This is a genomic window from Streptomyces venezuelae (assembly GCF_008642355.1).
Taxonomy (GTDB): domain Bacteria; phylum Actinomycetota; class Actinomycetes; order Streptomycetales; family Streptomycetaceae; genus Streptomyces; species Streptomyces venezuelae_B.
Genome location: NZ_CP029193.1, coordinates 6,227,288 through 6,248,135 on the forward strand (window position 1 = coordinate 6,227,288; position 20,848 = coordinate 6,248,135).

Consider the following 20,848-nt stretch of genomic DNA (forward strand, 5'->3'; position numbering starts at 1 on the left):
TCCTCGACGCACGGTTCAGGAGAGCGCCCAGGCGACGTCCCTGAGGAGGGCGTGCCGCCAGCCCGCGCGGTCGTGGCCGGCGGCCGCCCGCGAGACCCGTACGGTCGCCCCGGCCTCCTCGACCAGGGTCTCGGTCAGCTCGCAGTGGGGGAGCATCTGCGGCTCGTGCTCGCCGACGTCGAACGCGATGCGCAGGCCGGACAGGTCGGGGCGTTCCGCGCGCAGCCGTGCGGCCATGGTGCCGCCCACCGGACCGCCCAGCGGGTCCTTGGACGCCATCGCGTCGGGCGTCCACCAGAACGACGGCGACTGGCACGCCACCCGGGACACCAGGCCGGGGAAGTCCAGCGCCGCGTACATCGCGCTGAGCCCGCCGAGGCTCTGCCCGGCGACCACCAGACGCTCCGGGTCCGCAGGCACGCCGCTCCCGGCCACCAGAGGCAGCAGTTCGTCCCGCACCGCCTCCCACAGCGCGGGATCGCACCCGAACTCGCCCAGCCTGTCCTTGGACGGCAGGAAGACGAGGGTGACCGGCTCCATCTCACCGGCGGCGACGGCCGACTCGAAGGCGGTCATGGCGGGGTGCAGGTAGAGCCAGTCGTCCCCGTCGAGCAGCAGCACCAACGGGCCGCCGCCTGCCACCGCGTGGACCCGCACGGTGCGCCGCCCGCCGAGCCGCTCACTGGTCCAGCGGATCCGGGTGCCGGGCAGGGGGAGGGTGTCGTCGGCTCCGACGGCCGGCCAGTGGGGCTGGGCGGGCGCGTCGGGGGTCGCCGCGATGGAGCGGTCGCCGCCGGCGCCGTGCGGGTTGAGCGGGTCGGCGTACGCCTGCTCTCCCACCAGGAACTGATAGGTCACGCGCAGCCGCGCGGGCATGCGTACTTCGGCGTACCAGCAGTCCGAGTCGGCCCAACGGGTCAGGGGCACGGGGTCCGACCAGCTCTCGAAACCGATGCTCGCCCGCGAGCCGCGCCACAGGAACAGGGTCCGCCAGCCGTCGCCGTCGTCGGCGGGCAGGGAGACGGGGCTCCGGGCAGCCGACCAGAAGGCTTCGGTGCCCGGCTCACCGGACAGTGCGTACTCGGCGAAGGCGTTCCCGGTGTCGGCCGCGGGGCGCATCAACGTCTCCTTGTGAGAGGGAAGGGAGTAAGGCTAAGCTCGCATTAATTTAGGGGAGCCTAACCTAATCCTGACGGAGGCACTGAAACATGAGCACCAACCCCTTCGACGACCCCGACGGCCGCTTCCTGGTCCTGGTGAACGACGAAGGACAGCACTCGCTCTGGCCGTCCTTCGCCGAGGTGCCCGGCGGCTGGACGACCGCCTTCGGCGAGGACTCGCGGGACGCCTGCCTGGAGTACATCGAGACCAACTGGACGGACCTGCGGCCGCGTTCCCTCGTGGCGTCGATGGAGGGCTGACCAGCACGGCCGCTGTCCGTGACCGGCGTGCGAGGGGGAGACACTTTCGATGCTCTGCAAGAGGCTGACGAACGCGCGCTTCCTCACCATGGATCCGGACCACCCCGTCGCCCACGACCTGGGCATCCTGCGGGGCCGGATCGCGGGCCTCGACGCGGCCGTGACCTCACGGCACGCGCGCGAGGTGATCGATCTGCAGGGCGCCACCGTGCTGCCCGGCTTCATCGACGCCCACGTGCACCTGGCCTGGACCGGGCTCAAGGAGGACACCCCGAGCATCGCGGGCCGCACCCGCGTCGACGACGTGCTCGCCGTCGTGGCGGCCGCCGCGGCCCGCGAACGCACACCCGGCTCCTGGCTGCACATCGCCGGATACGACCAGCGGGCCCTCGGCCGCCATCTGACCGCCGCCGAACTGGACACGGTCAGCCGGGGCCACAAGGTGTACGTCCTGCACGACTCCGGACACGGCTGCGTCGTCAACTCCGCCGTCCTGGACCTGCTGCCGCCCGGCACCCCGCACGAGAACGGCTTCCTCGCCGAGGGCGCGATGGGCGCCGCCCGCGCGCTGCGCCTGCCGTACTCCCAGCGCGAACTGGCCGAGGCGATCGGGCGGGCCGCACGCACCTGTCTGGCCGAGGGCGTCACCGCGTGCGCCGAGGCGGGCATCGGCGGCACCCTCTTCGGCCACAGCCCGGTCGAGCTCGGCGCCTACCAACTCGCCCGCGACGAAGGGCTGCTGCCCCTGCGCGTCCAGCTCATGGTCGCCGCGGAACGGCTCCGCCCGGTCGCCGCGCACGAGGACGACGGCTTCCCCAGGGCCCTCGACCTGGGCCTGCGCACGGGCTTCGGCGACGACTGGCTCTCCGTGGGCGCGCTGAAGGTGTACACCGACGGCGGCATGATGGCCCGGACCGCGGCGCTCAGCAGACCGTACGAAGGACTCGGCCACGCGGGCCAGTTGCAGGACGACCCGGACACGCTCACCGACCTGATCGTCGACGGACACCTGGCGGGCTGGCAGCTCGCCGTCCACGCCATCGGCGACCGCGCGGCCGACCTCGCCCTGGACGCCCTGGAGCGGGCCCAGCGCCTCCGGCCGCGGCCCACCGCACGGCACCGCATCGAACACGCGGGCCTCATCCGCCCCGACCAGCTCCCGCGGTTCGCGCGGCTCGGCGTCTCCGCGGTCGTCCAGCCCACCTTCCTCCACAGCTTCGGCGACGACTACGCCGCGATCATGGGCGAGGAGCGGGCGCCCTGGCTCTACCGCGGCCGCGCGTTCCTGGACCACGGCATCCCGCTGGTCGGCAGCTCCGACCGCCCCGTCACGGACGGCGCCCCGCTGCGCGCCGTGCAGTTCATGGTCGAGCGCGCGTCCGGGACCGGCCGCGTGATCGGCCCGGCCGAGGGCATCACCGTCGAAGAGGCCCTGCACGCCTACACGGTGGCCGGCGCCCGCGCCTGCCACTGGGAGGACACGTTGGGCACCCTCACGCCGGGCAAGCGCGCCGACCTGGTGGTGCTCGGCGACGACCCCCGACGTGTCGACACGTCACGTATCGGCGACATCGAGGTGGTCACGACGTACGTGGAGGGGGCGGAGACGGCCCTCAGGGACTCGTGAGGACGACGAGTCGCTGCGTCGCGCGGGTCATCGCGACATAGCGGTCGACCGCGCCCTCGACGCCCTCGCCGAACGTCTCCGGGTCGACGAGGACGACGAGGTCGAACTCGAGCCCCTTCGACAGCTCCGGAGTGAGGGACCGTACGCGTGACGGGACCTGGCACCGCTGCCGGAACTTCTCGTGGAAGGCCTGGTCGGCGATGACGCAGGCGACGCCGTCGTCGTGCGCGTCGAGCCAGGTTCCGAGGACCCGGTCGAGGTCCGCGACCGGTCCGTGGACGACGGGGATGCCGCTGCTGCGGATGGACGTCGGGACGTTGGCGTCGGGGATCTCGGCGCGGATGACCGGCTCGGCCTCCGCCATGACCTCCTCCGGCGTGCGGTAGTTGATGCTGAGGGCGGCCATCGTCATTCGGTCGATGCCGGCCCGCCCGAGGCGTTCCTCCCAGGACTCCGTGAAGCCGTGCCGCGCCTGGGCCCGGTCACCGACGATGGTGAAGCTCCGCGAAGGACAGCGCAGCAGCAGCATCTGCCACTCCGCGTCGGTGAGTTCCTGCGCCTCGTCCACGACGACGTGCACGAACGGGCCCGCGAGCCGGTCCGGGTCCTCCGCGGGCAGCGCGCTCCCGTCGATCAGCGTGTCCTGGAGGTCCCTGCCGCGCAGCATCCGCACCGCGCCCTCGCTGTCGTCACCGGCCGACGAGAAGTCCGCGGCCGAGAGGATCTCGTCGATGACACCGGCCATGCGCTCGCGCTCGGCGGCGACGGCGGCGTCGTGGCGCCGCTTGCGCCGCGCCGCCTCCGGGTCGCCGAGCCGCTGCCGCGCGGCGTCCAGGAGCGGCAGGTCGGACACGGTCCAGGCCTGCGGGGCTTCCTTGCGCTGGAGCTTCGCGACCTCGTCGAGGCCGAGCCAGGGCGCGCACATCCGCAGATAAGCGGGGACCGTCCACAGGTCGGACACGAGGTCCGCGGCTTCGATCAGCGGCCACGCGCGGTGGAGCGTCGTGACCAGTTCCCTGTCCTGGCGCAGCGACCGCAGGAACGTCTCGGCCGGGACGCCGCCGTCGTCGTACGCCTCCGTGTCCTCGCCCATGCCGAGCTTGTCCATGAGGATCGTGGCCAGCTCCTCCCAGATCACCTCCCGTGCCTCGTTGTGCGGGGTGCCCGGGCCCGGCGCCCGGAAGGCCTCGGCCCAGTCGTCGGCGCTCACCCGTACGTCGGCCCAGGGCGTGGAGACCGTGTACGCGTCCGTGGGCGGCTCCTCGTAGAACCGGACGGCCTTCTCGATCGCCCGCACCATGTCCGCGGTCGACTTCAGGCGTGCCACGTCCGGGTCGCTCTCGGGGACGGCCGCGGCGCCCTCGGCGACCAGGTCGCGCAGGGTGCAGGTCTGCACGCCCTCCTCGCCGAGGCTGGGCAGGACGTCGGCGACGTACCCCAGATAGGGCTCGTGCGGGCCGACGAACAGCACCCCGCCGCCGCGGCGGTGGTGGCCGAGCCGGGGATCGGAGTAGAGGAGGTACGCGGAACGGTGCAGGGCGACGACGGTCTTGCCCGTGCCGGGCCCGCCGTCGACGACGAGCGCCCCGCGGGAGCCCGCGCGGATGATCGCGTCCTGGTCGGACTGGATGGTGCCGAGCACGTCACGCATCCGGGCCGAACGCTTCCCGCCGAGGCTCGCGATGAAGGCGGACTGGTCGTCGAGCGCGGCGTGGTGTTCGAGGCCGTCGGCGGTGAAGACCTCGTCCCAGTAGTCGCTGATCCGGCCGCCGGTCCAGCGGTACCTGCGGCGGCTCGCCAGACCCATCGGGTTGGCGTGGGTCGCCGCGAAGAACGGCTCGGCGGCGGGCGAACGCCAGTCGACGAGCAGACGACGGCCCTCGCTGTCGGTGAGCCCGAGACGGCCTACGTACAGGGGCTCGGTGTCGGAGTCGTCGTTGTCGTCGCTGTCGTTGCGGTTGTCGTCCTGGACGACCACTCGTCCCAGACAGAGGTCGAGACCGAAACGCCGCAGGGCGCGCAGCCGGCCGCTGACCCGGTGGATCTCCGAGTCCCGGTCCATGGCCTCCCGGCCGATGCCGCCGGGCGCCTTGCGCAGGGTGTCGAGACGGCCGGAGAGTTCGGCGACCGTCTGGTCGAGGCACTCCGCGATCGCCGCGAAGTGCCGCTCGTCGCGAGCGATCAGCTCCGGCTCGGCCTTGGGCGAGAGATTGGCGGGCAGGTTGAACGCGCTGCTGCTGGTCAGGGGGGTCTCCGATGTCCGCGGAACGGGGGTGGGCCAGTGATTCTGCGGGACGGTGGGGGCCTTGCCGCAAGCCCCCCTGTGGGCTATAACTTGAGAGTGGCAAGAGGTGGCTTTCCCCTCTTGCCTTTGTTGTGCTTGGGCCTTTGCCGTGTCCTGACCTTTCCCGTGTCCGGACGGGATGTCCGGCCCGCCTCTCTTCCAGGGTTCTTCCTCCGTGGCCACTCTGCGTCAACTGGACGCGATAGTTAGGTAAGGCTAGCCTTACCTCGCCAGTTCGATCGTGGACCATCGTGAACCATCGTGGAACCGAGGAAGGTACAGCCTTGATCACGGCTACGCCGCGCCCTGCCCCGCTGCGCGAACTCCCCGCGCACGAACTTTCCGCGGGAGCGCCCGCCAGGGTGCCCGTCGTGCGCCCGGCCCGTGAGGAGGACGCCGCCGAACTCGCCGCGCTGTCCCGGCCCTTCGTGCGTTCGGGCGCGCTGCGCGAGAGGTCGGTCTCGGTCTACGCCGACCATGCCGCCGACTTCCTCGTCATGGCCGTACCCGGTGGTCCCCTCGAAGGCTGCGTGGGCCTGCGGGTGCATCCGGCCGACCCGGCGCGGGGCCGTGGACCGGTGGGCGTGCTCTACAACTTCTGCGTGGCCGGGCATCGGCAGGGTCGCGGAGTGGGGGCGGGGCTCATGCGCGCCGTACTGGCCGCCGCCCGCGCCAAGTCGCTCCATGCGCTGTTCACGGCGACGACGGGTGGGGGAGACCTGTTCCTGCGGTACGGATTCGCCCCCGCGGCGGTGTGGACGGCGCCGTCGGCGTGGGCGGAGTCCCTGGACCCGCGGCGCAACGCGCGGGTACTCGCCAGGAGCTTGTGAGGCGGACGGAGTTCGTCAGGCCCGGTGCGACAGGGTTTCCGCGTCACGGTCCCCGGCGCTGGCGCTGGCATCGGCACCGCTCCCGCCCCGGTTCACGTCCCGGGGCGGGAGTTCTCGTACAGGCACGTCAGACGGCGCACTCGTCACGCTCAACCGCCTCGTCCGGCACCACCGTCGTGCCGCCCGGCTCGTCAGGCTCCGCCGTCGTGCCGGCCGCCTCGTCCGGCACCACCGTCGTGCCGGGACTCGTCTCACCGAGTACGCCGTTCAGCACCGCGTGCCGCACCCGGCCGTCGAGCACGTGCGCCTTGCGCACACCACCGCGGACGGCCCGCAGGCAGCCCTCCATCTTGGGCAGCATCCCGCTGGCGAGCCCTGGCAGCAGCTCGTCCAGCGCGTCCGCCGTGAGGCGCTCGATCACCTCGGTGCTGCGCGGCCAGTCCGCGTACAGGCCCTCGACGTCCGTGAGCATCACCAGGCGTTCGGCGTCGAGGGCCACGGCCAGAGCCGACGCGGCGAGGTCGGCGTTGACGTTGTAGACCTGCCCGTCATCGCCGCGCGCCACGGGGGAGACGACCGGGATGTGGCCCTGCTCCAGGAGTGCGCGTACCGTCCCCGGGTTCACCTTCACGATGTCCCCGACGAGGCCTATGTCCACCGGCCGGTCGTCCACCCAGGCGGCCCGCCGCACGGCCGTCATCGTGTGTGCGTCCTCGCCCGTCATGCCGACGGCGAAGGGGCCGTGGGCGTTGATGTGGCCGACCAGCTCGCGCTGAACCCGGCCGGTCAGCACCATGCGGACCACCTCCATCGTCTCCGGAGTGGTCACCCGCAGGCCCGCCGCGAACCGGGTCTCCAGGCCGAGCCGGTCGAGCATCGCGTTGATCTGCGGTCCGCCCCCGTGGACGACGACGGGGCGCAGGCCGGCCCGCCACAGCTCCACGACGTCCTGGGCGAACGCCCGCTGCAGGTCCGCGTCGACCATGGCGTGCCCGCCGAACTTCACGACGACGACGCTGCCTTGCAGGTGTTCGCTGCCCGGCAGGTGTTCGCTGCTCCGCATGTGTTGGCTGCCCCGTACGCCGTGCACGTCTTCGGGCTCCTGCTCCCTGACGGCCGTTCGCATGTGTGCCCCTACTCCGTTCACGAGCTGTACGCGCTGTTCTCGTGGACGTACGCGGCGGTCAGATCGTTCGTCCAGATCGTCGCCGACGCGTCCCCGGAACGCAGGTCGACGGTGACCGTCACCTCGCGCCCCGAGAGGTCCACCTTGTCCCGCGGCTCCCCGGCCGCGCCGTCCCTGCACACCTGGACGCCGTTGATCGACACGTCCAGGCGGTCCGGGTCGAAGACCGCGGACGTCGTGCCGATCGCCGACAGCACGCGGCCCCAGTTCGGGTCCTCGCCGTGCAGGGCGCACTTGAGGAGGTTGTTGCGGGCGATCGACCGGCCCACCATCACGGCATCCGGCTCCGAGGCCGCGCCGACCACCCGTACCTCGATCTCCTTCGACGCGCCCTCCGCGTCCGCGACGAGCCGGAGCGCCAGATCGAGACAGACGCGGTGCACGGCCTCGGTGAACTCGGCCGGGTCCGGCCGCACGCCCGAGGCGCCCGAAGCCAGCAGCAGCACGGTGTCGTTGGTGGACATGCAGCCGTCCGAGTCCACCCGGTCGAACGTGGTGCGCACCGCATCCCGGAGCGCGGTGTCGAGCGCCGGAGCGCCGACGTCGGCGTCCGTGGTGAGGACCACCAGCATCGTCGCGAGGCCGGGGGCCAGCATGCCCGCGCCCTTCGCCATGCCGCCCACGGTCCAGCCAGGGCCGGACGCGACAGCCGTCTTGTGCACCGAGTCGGTCGTCTTGATCGCGATCGCCGCGAGCTCGCCGCCGTCCTCCGACAGCGCCGCGGCGGCGGTGTCGATGCCCGCCGTCACCCGGTCCATGGGCAGCCGGACGCCGATGAGTCCGGTGGAGCAGACCGCGACCTGCTCGGCCTCCACACAGAGGGCCCGAGCGGTGCGCTCGGCCATCGCGCGGGCGTCGTCCTCGCCCGCGGGCCCCGTACAGGCGTTGGCGCCCCCGGAGTTGAGGACGACGGCGGCCAGTGCGCCGTCGCCGATCACACGTCGTGACCAGCGTACGGGCGCCGCCTGCACCCGGTTGGAGGTGAACACGGCGGCCGCCGCGTCCGACGGGCCGCGGTTCACCACGAGTGCCAGGTCCGGGGCGCCGGAGTCCTTGATCCCCGCGGACACTCCGCTCGCGGCGAATCCCTGGGCAGCGGTCACGCTCACGGAGCCACTCCATTCATGGGCAGACCGGTCCCTTCGGGGAGCCCGAGGGCGATGTTCATGCTCTGCACCGCGCCACCGGCCGTGCCCTTGGTCAGGTTGTCGATCGCGCTGACGCACACGAGCCGTCCGGCGACCGCGTCCACGGTCACCTGCACCTGGGCGGTGTTGGACCCGAGGACGGCGCCGGTGGCGGGCCAGGTGCCGGGCGGCAGCAGGCGTACGAAGGGTTCGTCGGCGTAGGCGGTCTCGTACGCGGAACGCACCGTGTCCTCCAGGGCGTGTACGTCGTCCGGGGCGGTGTGCGGGCGCAGGCGCGCGGAGCAGGTGGCGAGGATGCCGCGCGGCATCGGCGCCAGGGTCGGTGTGAAGGACACGGTCACGCGCTCACCCGCCACGCGGGACAGGTTCTGCACCAGCTCGGGTGTGTGCCGGTGGCCGCCGCCGACTCCGTAGGGTGTCATCGAGCCCATGACCTCGGAGCCGACGAGATGCGGCTTGGCGACCCGGCCCGCTCCGGACGTGCCACTGGCGGCCACGACGACGGCCTCCGGCTCGACGAGCCCCGCCAGGAAGGCCGGGAACAGGGCGAGAGTCACCGCTGTCGGGTAGCAGCCCGGCACGGCGATACGGTCGGTCCCCTTCAGCTCGTCCCGGGCGCCCGGCAGTTCGGGCAGCCCGTAGGGCCACGTACCGGCGTGCGGGGAGCCGTAGAACCGCTGCCAGTCCGCCGCGTCGCGCAGCCGGAAGTCGGCTCCGCAGTCCACGACGAGCGTGCCGGGTGCCAACTGCTGTGCCAGCGCGGCGGACCGGCCGTGCGGCAACGCGAGGAAGACCACGTCATGCCCTCGCAGGGACTCCGCCGACGTCTCCACGAGGACGCGGTCCGCGACGGCGGCCAAGTGCGGCTGTACGTCGCCGAGTCGCCGCCCCGCGCTGCTGTGCGCGGTCACCGCGCCGATCTCGACCTCCGGATGCGACACCAGCAGGCGGAGGATCTCCCCGCCGGCGTAGCCACTGGCTCCGGCCACCGCGGCCCGTACTGTCATGGTCTCCGTCTCTCGGTTACTTGTGGGGGAGGTGTTGTGTCTGGGGGAAGGTCCGGTCACGCGTTACGAACCACGCGTCACGCGTCACGCGTCACGCGTGGTTCGGCTCCCTGTGCAGGAGAAGACCGCGCAACAGACCGTCGGTCGTGCAGACCATGCCGCTGCGTGCGGCCCAGCGGAGGGCCAGCGTGTGTTCCTCCGCGGAGAGGTCGGCCACCGCGTCGGCGACGACGAACGGCTGGATGTCGTTCATGAAGGCGTCCGCCGCGGTCAGGAGGACGCCGAGGTGCGCGTACACGCCGCAGATGATCAGCTGGTCGCGGCCCGTGGACCGCAGCAGCCTGCCGAGATGGCTGCGCAGGAAGGCGTTGTGGCGCACGTTCGACAGCAGGTGCTCGCCGGGGCGCGGAGTGAGGGGCGAGACGATCGCGGCGGCGCCCGGCTCGTCCCCGATCCCCGGGCCCCACATGTCGGCGACGAGCCCGCGCTGCCCCGGCGCCTGGCCGGCGGGCTCCGCACTGAAGACGACGGGCATGTCCAGTGTCGACGCCAGCTCTCGGAGCGTCGCTATGTTGTCGATGAGTTCCACCACGGGAGAGCGACCCGTGGGGAACGCGCCCACGAAGTGGTTCTGCATGTCGTGGATCAGCAGTGCGGCACGCACCGGGTCGATGCGCCAGGAGACGAGGGACCTGGGGAGGGCGGTGCGGTCCGGCATCGGATAGGAGCCGATGGCGGGTAGGCCCATGCGTGTTTTCCCTCCCCTGATGACGCGCGCATCCGCTGTCCCGCTGGGTCCGATCTGCGCTCTGCGATCTGCGAAGCGATGCGGAGTTGCCTTAGCTTAGCCTAACCTAATTAGTTCGGGCGGCTGTTTCCGAGGCGGTGTGCGCCAGGCGATGTGTTCCAGAGGGGGCGCGCCCCTCAAATCGGCCTGCTCCCCCGATGCGCGTGGCACGGAACTGGAGTGGCACGGAACTGGAGTGGCACGGAACTGGCGTGCTTCCCGACCGGCGTGGCGCCGAATTGGCGTGCTTCCCGGTCGGCGTGGCGCCGAATTGGCGTGCTCCTGATCGGGGTTATCCACAGGGCGAACCGGAATCCGCCGCTTCGCGGGAGAGTCGGCGCATGACGAACCACAGCGAAGCAGCGGGTCAGTTCGAACCCGACAGTCCTGTCCATGACGACAGCCTCCCCGCCCGACCCGGGAATTCGGGCGACCCGTTCGGAGAACCGGTGGTCACACTCCGCACCCCGGCCGAACTGGCGGACGCGTTGCCGTACTTGCTCGGGTTCAGGCCCGAGGAGAGCATCGTGCTCATCGCCCTGCACGGAGAACGGGGGCGGTTCGGCGGCCGCGTGCGGCTCGGGGTCCCCGAGCGCGCGGAGGACTGGCCGTGCGTCGCGGAGCAGCTGGCCCAGTGCCTGGTCGGAGGCTCCGCGCGGAGGGGCGAGCGGCCCGACGGCATCGTCGCGTTCCTCTGCCAGGATCCCGTCGGCGCGGAGACGGGACGGCAGGTCGTGGAGCGGCTGCGCCCGCTGGCCCAGGAGCTGCGCACGGCGTGCGGGCGCCTGGACGTGCCGGTCTTCGAGGTCGTGTGCATCTCGAAGGACCACTTCTGGACCTACTGCTGTCCGGACACCCGGTGCTGCCCGCCGGAAGGCATTCCGCTGCCCAGGCCGGGCACATCTGTGCTGGCCGCCGCGGCCACGTACATGGGCGTGCAGGCCACCGCCACGCAGAGCGAGATCAGGGGACGGCTCACTCCGTGGGAGACCGCGGCGGCGGCGGACCAGGAACGAGCGCTGGACGCGGCGAGCGTCGAACTCCTCCCCAGGATGCTGCGTGACGCGGAAGACACGGAGGACACGACAAGTGCGACAGGCGCGGCAGACACGGCAGGCGCGGCAGACACGGAACAGGGCGTCGCCTCGGAAACGCTCGATCTCGCGCGCCGGATCATGGCGCGCCTCGAAGCGGCACCGCCGGTACCCGGCGACACGCTCGAAGCGGACAACAGGGACGACGAACTGATCGCGCACGACGAGGCGGCGGCGCTCATCCTCGGGCTCCAGGTCCGCACGACCCGTGACCGTGCGGCGGAGTGGATGGAGGGAACCGAGGGCCCGACCGCGCTGCGCCTCTGGCGGGCCCTGTCCCGGCGCTGCGTCGGGGCGTACGCGGAGTACGCCGCCGCGCCCCTCGCTCTCGCCGGCTGGGTCGCCTGGTCGCTCGGCGACCTCGCGGCAGGCCAGGAGGCCCTGGACATGGCGCTGACAGCCGACTCCCGATACGCCTTCGCCCAGCTCCTCAACCAGGCCTGCAACGACGACATGGACCCGGAGGCGATCCGCCGTTGCCTGCGACGGACGCGCGAGACCCGTGACGACGCTGTCGCCCTGGGCGGCGCCTCTGCCCGCGTCGGCGCTCCTGGTGCTCCTGCCCGTGACGGCGCGGCTCCCCGGCGACGCCGTCGCCGCCTGCCCCGCGCAGCGAGCGAGGCGTCGCGGGCGTCCGGCGGCCCGGCAAAGGGCCCGCAGGAACGCCGACGGCCCGTCCGCCGCAGCGCGAAGGGCAGCCCGTGACCGCCGGACGATCTCTGGGCCACACGGTCGGCTTCGCCCCGAGAGGCGTGACTTGCCCCGGGGTCTGCCCGTTCACCTGAGTGGCGGTACCCCAGCCGTGTCACACCGCCGAGCCACATGCACCGCAGACACCTGCAGACACGCAGACACCGCAATCACGCAGCCACCGCAATCACGCAGCCACCACAACCACGCAGAACGCAGACACCGCGCAGGCACCGCAGACGACGCCAAAGAAGCTGCCCATGTCTCTCCCCGCCCCGTCTTCCGTCGGACGACCCCCGTCGTCCCGGCCTCCACGCCCGCCATCCCCGGCACCCGCGCCCGCACCGGCCGCGGCGCCGGAGCCGCGCCGTGTCCGCGAACTCCCGCCCGCGCACACCGCACTGATCTGCGTCGCCCTGCCCGCTCTCGCGATCTCGACGGACCAGGGGCAGCTGACCGGCCGAGGTCTTGAGGGGTTCTACCGCGCGGGGCGCCGGACCCTGTCCCGCTGTCAGGTACGGGTGGCGGGGCGCGACCCGGTCGCCGTACAGGCGCGCATGCTCTCCGCGGACAGCGCCCGGTTCGTCGCGACGCTCCGGCTGCCGACGGACGGCGGCCCCGACCCGGAGATCGTCGTCGAGCGGATCCGGCACGCGGACGGCACGGAGCGGATCACCTTGCACAGCGCGTCGGGACGACCTCTGCGGCTGCCCCTCGAAGTCGCGCTCGCCACGGACCTCGCGGAGGTGGGCGCGGTCGCCTCAGGGCGGGCGGGACCCGAACTGCCCGCCAGCGTGCACGACTCGGGCATGCGGTGGTCCTCCGCCGCGGCACACTGCGTCGTCACGGCCGACCCCGCGCCCGCGGACGCCCTGGCCTCCGCGGGACTGCTCCGCTGGGAGGTGGACCTGCCGCCGGGCGCCTCACGGAGCGTGGAGCTCAGGGTGCGGCCCGACGGCGCGGGACCCGTCCGTGCGGCGGGACGCGGTGTGATGCGCTCGACCGCAGGGGCACGCGCGACCGGCGACGACCCGAGGGTCCAGCCGCTCCTCGCCCGCTCCGTCGAGGACCTGCAGGCGCTGCTGCTCAGGGATCCGGGGCATCCGTCCGACATGTATCCGGCCGCGGGCGCACCGTGGCGCTGCGGACTCGCACCGGCCGAGGCGCTGGCCGCCGCCCGCATGGCGCTGCCGCTCGGCACCCGTATCGCCGCGGGGACGCTCCGCGCGCTCGCCCGCGCCCACATGGGTGGCCCCGGCACCCGGTCCGGCCTGATCCCGGGACCACTGCGCGACGCGGGCCCTCATCTGCCGCCCGGCTGCACGGGCACCGAGGCGACCCTGCTCTTCCCTGTGCTCCTCGCGGAAGCCTGGCGCTGGGGGCTCCCCGCACAGGAGGTCGAGGAGCTGCTGCCCGCGGCGGAGCGGTGCCTGCGGTGGCTGCACACCGCGGTCGGCGACGGGGTCTTCCTGTCCGACGCCCACCATGCGGGGATCGCACGCGGCGAGGTCCAGGCGCACGCGCACCGAGCGGCACTGCTCGGCGCCGACCTGCTCGAAGCGCACGGCCGCGCGGACTCCCTCGGGCTGCGCCAGTGGGCGGCCCGGCTGCGCTCCGCCTTCCAGGAACAGTTCTGGGTGGACGACCGGGCGGGTGGCAGACCGGCCGCCGCCCGCCTCGCCGACGGAAGGCCCGTGCCGCACCTCACCGCAGGCGCCGTCCACCTCCTGGACACCGGCCTGCTCGGCTCGGGCGCGCTCGCCGCCGGCCTGCTCGACAAGGTCAGGACCGAGCAGGTCGCCCGGCTCCTCGGCGGGCCCGTGATGGACTCCGGCTGGGGGCTGCGCAGCCTCGGCGCGAAGGAGGCCGCGTACAACCCGTTCGGGCACAGGGGCGGAGCGGTCCGCGTGCACGAGACGGCGGTCGCCGTCACCGGCCTTGCGGCCGCGGGATACGAGAAGGAGGCGAGCTCGCTCCTGCGCGGCCTGTTGTCCGCGGCAGAGTGCTTCGGCCACCGGCTGCCCGAGATGTACGCGGGGGAGCAGCGCACGGAAGGGGCGGCTCCGCTGCCGCACCCCGCAGCCTGCCGCCCGGCCGCCACCGCCGCGGCCTCCGGAGTGCACGTCCTCGCCGCGCTCGCCGGGATCAGGCCCGACGCACCCGCGGGCACGGTGAAGCTCGCTCCGGTCCGCAGCGCCCCGCTGGGAGAGCTGGGTCTCGGCGGGCTGAGCGTCGCGGGAGCACCGTTCTCCGTACGGGTGAGCCGACTCGGCCTCGCCATGGTCGAAGAGGCCGCCGACGGACTGCAGTTGGGGGTGTGATCGTGCCGCACGCACGACATCGGCGCAGGGATGGGGGGACTCGCGAACGGACTCGCGCACCCGGCGACCCGGGCGGCGAGATGACGGGAAGCAACTGGACGGCAATGGGCGAAGGAGGTGTTTATCGTCAAGCAGACGACTATGATCGCGGCATGTCGCCCTACGACCCGTCGGCCTTCCCGCCCTTCGCTGTCACCGTCGACCTGGTCGTGCTGACCGTGCGACGGCACGCGCTCTGCGCCCTGGCCGTGCGGCGCGGTGAGCAGCCGTTCCAGGGGCGTTGGGCGCTGCCCGGAGGGTTCGTACGCGCCGATGAGGACCTGTCGTCCGCGGCGGCGCGCGAACTGAGCGAGGAGACGGGCCTGTGCGCGCACGCGCCCGATGCCCCGGCACAGGCCAACGGAGCGCACCTCGAACAGCTCGGCACGTACGGCGACCCGAAACGCGATCCCCGAATGCGCGTGGTCAGCGTCGCCCACCTCGCGCTCGCCCCGGACCTGCCCGCGCCGCGCGCCGGCGGCGACGCGAACAGCGCCCGCTGGGCCCCGGTGGAAGCCCTGCTCAAACAGGGTGGCTACGGCCGCGAGGACGAACAGGCCGCCCCGCTCGCCTTCGACCACGCCCAGATCCTCGCGGACGGCGTCGAGCGCGCCCGCTCCAAGATCGAGTACTCCTCGCTGGCCACGGCCTTCTGCCCGCCGGAATTCACCGTCGGCGAGCTGAGACGCGTGTACGAAGCCGTCTGGGGCGTCGTCCTCGACCCGCGCAACTTCCACCGCAAGGTCACCGGCACCCCGGGGTTCCTCGTGCCCACCGGCGGGACCACCACCCGCCAGGGCGGACGCCCCGCACAGCTGTTCCGCGCGGGCGGTGCCACGCTCCTCAACCCGCCGATGCTGCGCCCCGAGGTCTGACGCGACCGTTCGGACACCACCTGCTGAACCTGCACGGCCGGGGTGCTCACAGGTCACCTCTGGACACCACTGAACACCAGTGGCCCATGCCCTGACCGAAAAGCCGCAAATGTCGCGTTATCTTGCTGCAGTACCCACGGGGTTCGTCCGTCCCCGATCCGGCGGACGGGCCCCGGCCGCCGAGCGGTCGCACATCCTGCGAGAGAAGCGATGATCCAGGCCATCGGACTGACCAGCAATCCCCGCCAGGAGCTCCCGCCCGCCGTCGAGGACGTGTCCTTCGAGGCACACAGCGGCCGAGTCACGGCGCTGCTCGACGCCGAGCCGATCGGCACGACCACGGCGCTGCGGCTGATGCTCGAACTCCAACAGGGCCGTGGCATCACGTACTTCAGAGGCCGCCCCCTCCACCGGATCGCCCACCCCTCACGCGAGGTCGGCGTCCTCATGGGCGACGTTCCGGGGCACCCGGCGCGTTCGGTCCGCGGCCATCTGCGCATGCTGTGCGCGGCCGTGGGCGTGCCCGTCCTGCGCGCCGACGACGTCCTGGAGGCCGTCGGACTCGTCAGCCTCCATAACGAGCGCCTCGGCGCCCTCTCCCGCGGCATGGACCGGCGACTGGGTCTGGCCTGCGCGCTGCTCGCCGACCCCCACACGCTCGTCCTGGACAGACCGGGCGAAGGCCTCTCCGCCCGGGAGAGCGCCTGGCTCCACGGCATCCTGCGCGCCCACGCCTCCCAGGGCGGCACGGTTCTGTTCACCACGGACGACCCCAAGGAAGCGGCACGAACCGCCGACCGCGTCGTCACGCTGGACTCCGGACAGCTGGCCGCCGACCAGGAGGCCGCGGACTTCGCACGCACCAGACTTCGCCCCCGCGTCGCCGTCCGGACACCACACGCCGCCCGCCTCGGCGCACTCCTGACCAAAGAAGCACGCACGAACCACCGCACGATCGAGGTGGTCACGGAGGACGGCAACCGCCTCTCCGTCTACGGATCCACGTGCGCCGCCGTGGGCGAGACCGCCTACCGCCACGGCATCCTCGTCCACCAACTCGCCGACGAAATCGGCGACGCGGGCCCACAGGGCCGGACGAGTCCAACACGCCCGACGCACCCGGCGCCCCTGGGGAGCCCGACGCGCCGAACACACCCGTCGAGCCGGACCCTCCCGCAGGGCTCACCGGCTCGGCCGGACCATCAGGCCGCCCAGGACTGTCGGGGGACCCAGGACCCGCAAGGCACCCAGGACCGGCCTGACCGGCAGGGCGCCCAGGACCGCCCAGGCCGACAGGGCGGCAAGGATCAGCCGGACCGGCAAGACGCCCGGGACAGCCTGAACCGGCAAGGCACCCAGGACCGGACCGACCGGCAGGACGTGGCGCCGCTGGACTCCGTGCCCCTCGACACGGTGCCGCTGGATGCCGTGCCCCTAGACGCCGAGACCGACACCCCAACCCCCCGCCCCCGCCCGTCGACAGAGCCCCTGACTGTTGCCCTCAAGGGCACAGCCTCGACGCCCGCGTCCGCACCCGCGTCCGGCTCTGCGCCGGAGTCCGTCCCCGCGCGGACGTCCGCCCCGGCGCCGACGTCCGTATCCGCACAGGCGTCCGCACCCGCACCCGCGTCCGTATCCGCCGCGGCCACCGCCCTGCCACCCCCCATCACCGTCCGCCCCGGCAGAAGCCCTCTGCGCCCCCTGCGCTACGAGATCCGGCGCCTGCTGGGCGTCGGTACGGGCTACTTCACCCTGGTCGCCGTCCTCGCCACCTCCGCTCTCTTCTCCGTCTTCCTGGCGCGGTCCGGGCACACCCCGCAACCGCACCTGCTCGCAGCCTGGCCCCACGAACTTCCGCTGCCGCCCGCCGCCCTCGGCGCCGGGCTCCTCGGCGCCCTCGCCTTCGGTGACGAGTTCCGCCACCCCGCCCTCGCCGCGGACCGTGGCACCGTCCCGCGCCGCCTCGGGATGCTCGGTGCCAAACTCCTCGTCGCGGCCGCGACAGCGCTGCTCCTGAGCACTCTCGCGGTGATCTCCGATGCCGTTCTGCTCCACCTCGTATACGGAGAGGAACTCACGAAAGTTCCCGCGGACTGGCCTTCGCTGACCGCCAGTTGGTACGCCCTGGTGACGGGATGCGCCTGGGCCGGCGTGCTGGCCGCGGGCGTCTTCCGGTCCACGACCGCGGGCCTCGCCGCCGTGCTCGCCGTGCCGATCGTCGTCGTACCACTCGTACAGAAGGCCGTCGAGGGACCTGCTGTGCGATCGGCGGCCGGGCTCCCCGCCCGGCTCCGGGACCTCGCTCTGGTGCAGTGGCCGTTCGGTGCCGAGCGATATCTGGCGGCGGGAGTGCGCATGATCGCCCAACCCGTGGGCACCGCGCTGATGTTGTCGCTCACCGCTCTGCTCTGCGCATATCTGCTCACGGCGATGCGCACCAGAGTCCGTTGACGACCGTCCGCCGCCTTCCGAAGCGGCGGTGTGCGCAACTCCCCGAAGGGCGTCCGTTTCTTTCCGATAAGGCGTCAATTGCGACGAGGTAAGCGATCACCCTTTCGTGTGCTTTTCACCAAAGACCTCAAGGGAGTTGGAGGCGACGCCGACAACTGATCCGTGAGTACCCTTGCGCACACCATGATGACCACCGCCCGCTCCGCCGACTCCGGTCTCGCCGGCCCGGGTGACCTCGACCGATACCCGTACGCGGAGTCCGCCGCCGGCGGCCGCGTCGCGCCTCCCGTCTGGGACGGCTCCGATCAGGACCTGGGGCGTGTGGGCCGGCGCGCCGCCGGAAGCCGCGGCCGCGGGCTGCACGGCCAACTCGTCCAGCAGCTCGGCCAGATGATCGTCTCCGGCGACCTCGGCGCCGACCGCCCGCTCGTTCCCGAGGAGATCGGCCAGCGCTTCGAGGTCTCCCGCACCGTCGTGCGCGAGTCCCTGCGCGTGCTGGAGGCCAAGGGCCTGGTGAGTGCCCGGCCCAACGTCGGCACGCGCGTGCGCCCCGTCAGCGACTGGAACCTGCTCGACCCGGACATCATCGAGTGGCGTGCCTTCGGGCCGCAGCGCGACGACCAGCGCCGGGAACTCGGCGAGCTGCGCTGGATGATCGAGCCCCTCGCCGCGCGGCTCGCCGCCGGGCACGGCCGCGAGGAGGTGCAGCAGCGCCTCGCCGACATGGTCGAGATCATGGGGCACGCGCTGAGCCAGGGCGACGTGATCACCTTCTCCCGCGCGGACGCCGAGTTCCACTCGCTTCTCATCCAGGTCGCGGGCAACCGCATGCTGGAGCACCTCTCCGGAATCGTCTCGGCCGCCCTGCAGGTCTCCGGAGGCCCCATCACCGGCTGCGACCGTCCCAGCGAGGCCTCTCTCGTGCACCACTCCCGCGTCGTCGACGCCCTCGCCGCCGGCGACGGATCGGGCGCGGAGGCCGCCATGCGGCAGCTGCTCACCGTCCACCCCGAGGTGGAGCGCGTCGTGCCCGCCCCGCGCGAGCACTGACCGCGCGTCCGCGTAGGCGCCGCGGCCGTGCGCGTGCCCCACGGCAGTGCTGAGTCGTCGCGTACGTCACTCCGTGCCCGTCGGCGACTCCGCCGCCGCTCCCTGTGTCGCCGGACCCGCCACGAGCTCCTGGGGAGCACGGGGGAGTCCGGCGACACGAATGTGGGGGGTTTCTTCGCGGGGCATCGGGGGATCATTCGTGCATGCGTATAGGCCGCTTCTGACCGCATCTGGATGCTTTTGTGCGCTTACGGGGTGTGACTCGGGCCACGTAGATTGGGCGTAACGCTCCAAGGAACAGCGCGATGACCTAAGAGGTGATAGCCGAGGAAGGAATGCAGCGGTCGTTCGCGACGCTGTGCAGCTCCCCGGCCCGCCCGCGCCGTCGGCCCAAATCCCTAGCCGCCGGTCGTCGGCTCCGGTCCACAATGGACGGGGCCGGAAGCCGTTTTCCAACGTTCCGAGAGGTTGTTCGTGTCGGCCAGCACATCCCGTACGCTCCCGCCGGAGATCGCCGAATCCGTCTCTGTCATGGCGCTCATCGAGCGGGGAAAGGCTGATGGGCAGATCGCCGGCGATGACGTGCGTCGTGCCTTCGAAGCTGACCAGATTCCGGCCACTCAGTGGAAGAACGTTCTGCGCAGCCTCAACCAGATCCTCGAGGAAGAGGGTGTGACGCTGATGGTCAGTGCCGCGGAGCCGAAACGCCCCCGCAAGAGCGTCGCAGCGAAGAGCCCGGCCAAGCGCACCGCGACCAGGACGGTCGCGGCCAAGGCCACCACGGTGAAGCCCACCGCCACCGCCGCCACTGAGGCGCCGACCGCGGACGGCACCGCCGAGGACGCGCCCGCGAAGAAGGTCGCAGCCAAGAAGACGACGGCCAAGAAGGCCGTCGCCAAGAAGACCACCGCCAAGAAGACGGCGGCCAAGAAGACCACCTCCAAGAAGGACGCCGACGAGCTCCTCGACGAAGAGGTCACCGAGGAGGCACCCGCCGCCGGCAAGCCCGGCGAGGGCGAGCCCGCCGAGGAAGGCGCCCAGGGCTTCGTCCTCTCGGACGAGGACGAGGACGACGCGCCCGCCCAGCAGGTCGCCGCGGCCGGCGCCACCGCCGACCCGGTCAAGGACTACCTGAAGCAGATCGGCAAGGTCCCCCTGCTCAACGCCGAGCAGGAGGTCGAGCTCGCCAAGCGCATCGAGGCCGGCCTGTTCGCCGAGGACAAGCTGGCCAACGCCGACAAGCTCGCCCCGAAGCTCAAGCGCGAGCTGGAGATCATCGCCGAGGACGGCCGTCGGGCCAAGAACCACCTCCTGGAGGCCAACCTCCGCCTGGTGGTCTCCCTGGCCAAGCGCTACACCGGCCGCGGCATGCTCTTCCTGGACCTCATCCAGGAGGGCAACCTCGGTCTCATCCGCGCGGTCGAGAAGTTCGACTACACCAAGGGCTACAAGTTCTCCACGTACGCCACCTGGTGGATCCGTCAGGCGATCACCCGCGCCATGGCCGACCAGGCCCGCACCATCCGTATCCCGGTGCACATGGTCGAGGTCATCAACAAGCTGGCCCGTGTCCAGCGCCAGATGCTCCAGGACCTGGGCCGTGAGCCCACTCCGGAGGAGCTGGCCAAGGAACTCGACATGACCCCCGAGAAGGTCATCGAGGTCCAGAAGTACGGCCGTGAGCCGATCTCCCTCCACACCCCCCTGGGTGAGGACGGCGACAGCGAGTTCGGTGACCTCATCGAGGACTCCGAAGCGGTCGTTCCCGCCGACGCGGTCAGCTTCACGCTCCTCCAGGAGCAGCTGCACTCCGTCCTGGACACCCTGTCCGAGCGTGAGGCGGGCGTGGTCTCCATGCGCTTCGGCCTCACGGACGGCCAGCCCAAGACCCTCGACGAGATCGGCAAGGTCTACGGGGTGACGCGTGAGCGCATCCGTCAGATCGAGTCGAAGACGATGTCGAAGCTGCGTCACCCGTCGCGCTCGCAGGTCCTGCGCGACTACCTCGACTAGACACCGTCCGGTCACCCGAGGCACC

15 protein-coding genes are annotated in these 20,848 nt (G+C 72.2%); 9 read left to right on the forward strand and 6 right to left on the reverse strand.

The genetic code is table 11. From position 1 onward, the window contains the following. Nucleotides 1-15 precede the first annotated feature (15 nt). Nucleotides 16-1,119 carry an alpha/beta hydrolase-fold protein gene (locus DEJ47_RS28720; protein ID WP_150173044.1) on the reverse strand — a complete coding sequence of 368 codons (1,104 nt, stop codon included), beginning with the start codon at nt 1,117-1,119 and terminating at the stop codon, nt 16-18. Between the two features lie 89 nt (nt 1,120-1,208). Between DEJ47_RS28720 and DEJ47_RS28725 the strand changes: the two genes are divergently transcribed. Together DEJ47_RS28725 and DEJ47_RS28730 are read left to right on the forward strand one after the other, a co-directional pair. Then, on the forward strand, nt 1,209-1,421 hold the full coding sequence (locus tag DEJ47_RS28725) for an MbtH family protein (protein ID WP_150173046.1): 213 nt from the start codon (nt 1,209-1,211) through the stop codon (nt 1,419-1,421). Nucleotides 1,422-1,470: 49 nt separating this feature from the next. Further along, entirely contained in the window at nt 1,471-3,048 is a 1,578-nt protein-coding gene (locus DEJ47_RS28730; protein ID WP_150173048.1) for an amidohydrolase, read from the forward strand. Here the strand turns inward: DEJ47_RS28730 and helR are convergent. After that, nucleotides 3,035-5,293: an RNA polymerase recycling motor ATPase HelR gene (helR, locus tag DEJ47_RS28735; RefSeq protein ID WP_150175919.1), complete on the reverse strand. Its 2,259-nt coding sequence runs from the start codon at nt 5,291-5,293 to the stop codon at nt 3,035-3,037. The two genes, DEJ47_RS28730 and helR, sit on opposite strands and share 14 nt — an antisense overlap. A gap of 323 nt (nt 5,294-5,616) precedes the next feature. Between helR and DEJ47_RS28740 the strand changes: the two genes are divergently transcribed. Then, on the forward strand, nt 5,617-6,162 hold the full coding sequence (locus DEJ47_RS28740) for a GNAT family N-acetyltransferase (protein ID WP_398336776.1): 546 nt from the start codon (nt 5,617-5,619) through the stop codon (nt 6,160-6,162). 127 nt (nt 6,163-6,289) lie between these two features. Here the strand turns inward: DEJ47_RS28740 and argB are convergent, their stop codons facing one another. The 4 genes from argB to DEJ47_RS28760 all read right to left on the reverse strand — a co-directional run bounded on the left by argB (nt 6,290) and on the right by DEJ47_RS28760 (nt 10,251). Continuing rightward, on the reverse strand, nt 6,290-7,225 hold the full coding sequence (argB, locus tag DEJ47_RS28745; protein ID WP_223828752.1) for an acetylglutamate kinase: 936 nt from the start codon (nt 7,223-7,225) through the stop codon (nt 6,290-6,292). Between the two features lie 80 nt (nt 7,226-7,305). Continuing rightward, complete coding sequence (gene argJ, locus DEJ47_RS28750) at nt 7,306-8,457, reverse strand: bifunctional glutamate N-acetyltransferase/amino-acid acetyltransferase ArgJ (RefSeq protein ID WP_150173050.1); 1,152 nt, start codon at nt 8,455-8,457, stop codon at nt 7,306-7,308. Then, the gene (gene argC, locus DEJ47_RS28755) at nt 8,454-9,503 is read right to left on the reverse strand and encodes an N-acetyl-gamma-glutamyl-phosphate reductase (RefSeq protein ID WP_150173052.1); all 1,050 of its coding nucleotides are present in this window, start codon (nt 9,501-9,503) and stop codon (nt 8,454-8,456) included. Before argC ends, argJ begins: the two co-directional genes overlap by 4 nt. 91 nt (nt 9,504-9,594) lie before the next feature. Next, the gene (locus DEJ47_RS28760) at nt 9,595-10,251 is read right to left on the reverse strand and encodes an isochorismatase family protein (protein WP_165284401.1); all 657 of its coding nucleotides are present in this window, start codon (nt 10,249-10,251) and stop codon (nt 9,595-9,597) included. A gap of 488 nt (nt 10,252-10,739) precedes the next feature. Here DEJ47_RS28760 and DEJ47_RS28765 point away from each other — a divergent pair, with 488 nt between their 5' ends. The 6 genes from DEJ47_RS28765 (at nt 10,740) to DEJ47_RS28790 (ending at nt 20,823) form a co-directional block, all read left to right on the forward strand. After that, the gene (locus DEJ47_RS28765) at nt 10,740-12,089 is read left to right on the forward strand and encodes a DUF4192 domain-containing protein (protein WP_223828536.1); all 1,350 of its coding nucleotides are present in this window, start codon (nt 10,740-10,742) and stop codon (nt 12,087-12,089) included. 245 nt (nt 12,090-12,334) lie between these two features. Then, complete coding sequence (locus DEJ47_RS28770; RefSeq protein WP_150173056.1) at nt 12,335-14,395, forward strand: glycogen debranching N-terminal domain-containing protein; 2,061 nt, start codon at nt 12,335-12,337, stop codon at nt 14,393-14,395. Nucleotides 14,396-14,547: 152 nt separating this feature from the next. Continuing rightward, nucleotides 14,548-15,309: an NUDIX hydrolase gene (locus DEJ47_RS28775; protein ID WP_223828537.1), complete on the forward strand. Its 762-nt coding sequence runs from the start codon at nt 14,548-14,550 to the stop codon at nt 15,307-15,309. A 210-nt stretch (nt 15,310-15,519) separates the two neighbouring features. Further along, complete coding sequence (locus tag DEJ47_RS28780) at nt 15,520-17,760, forward strand: ATP-binding cassette domain-containing protein (RefSeq protein ID WP_150173058.1); 2,241 nt, start codon at nt 15,520-15,522, stop codon at nt 17,758-17,760. Nucleotides 17,761-17,922: 162 nt separating this feature from the next. Then, nucleotides 17,923-18,810, forward strand: coding sequence for a FadR/GntR family transcriptional regulator (locus tag DEJ47_RS28785; protein WP_190415612.1), 888 nt, complete (start codon nt 17,923-17,925; stop codon nt 18,808-18,810). 474 nt (nt 18,811-19,284) lie between these two features. Further along, a complete protein-coding gene (locus DEJ47_RS28790) occupies nt 19,285-20,823 on the forward strand; it encodes an RNA polymerase sigma factor (protein WP_263398907.1) in 1,539 nt (512 codons plus the stop codon). Nucleotides 20,824-20,848 lie beyond the last annotated feature (25 nt).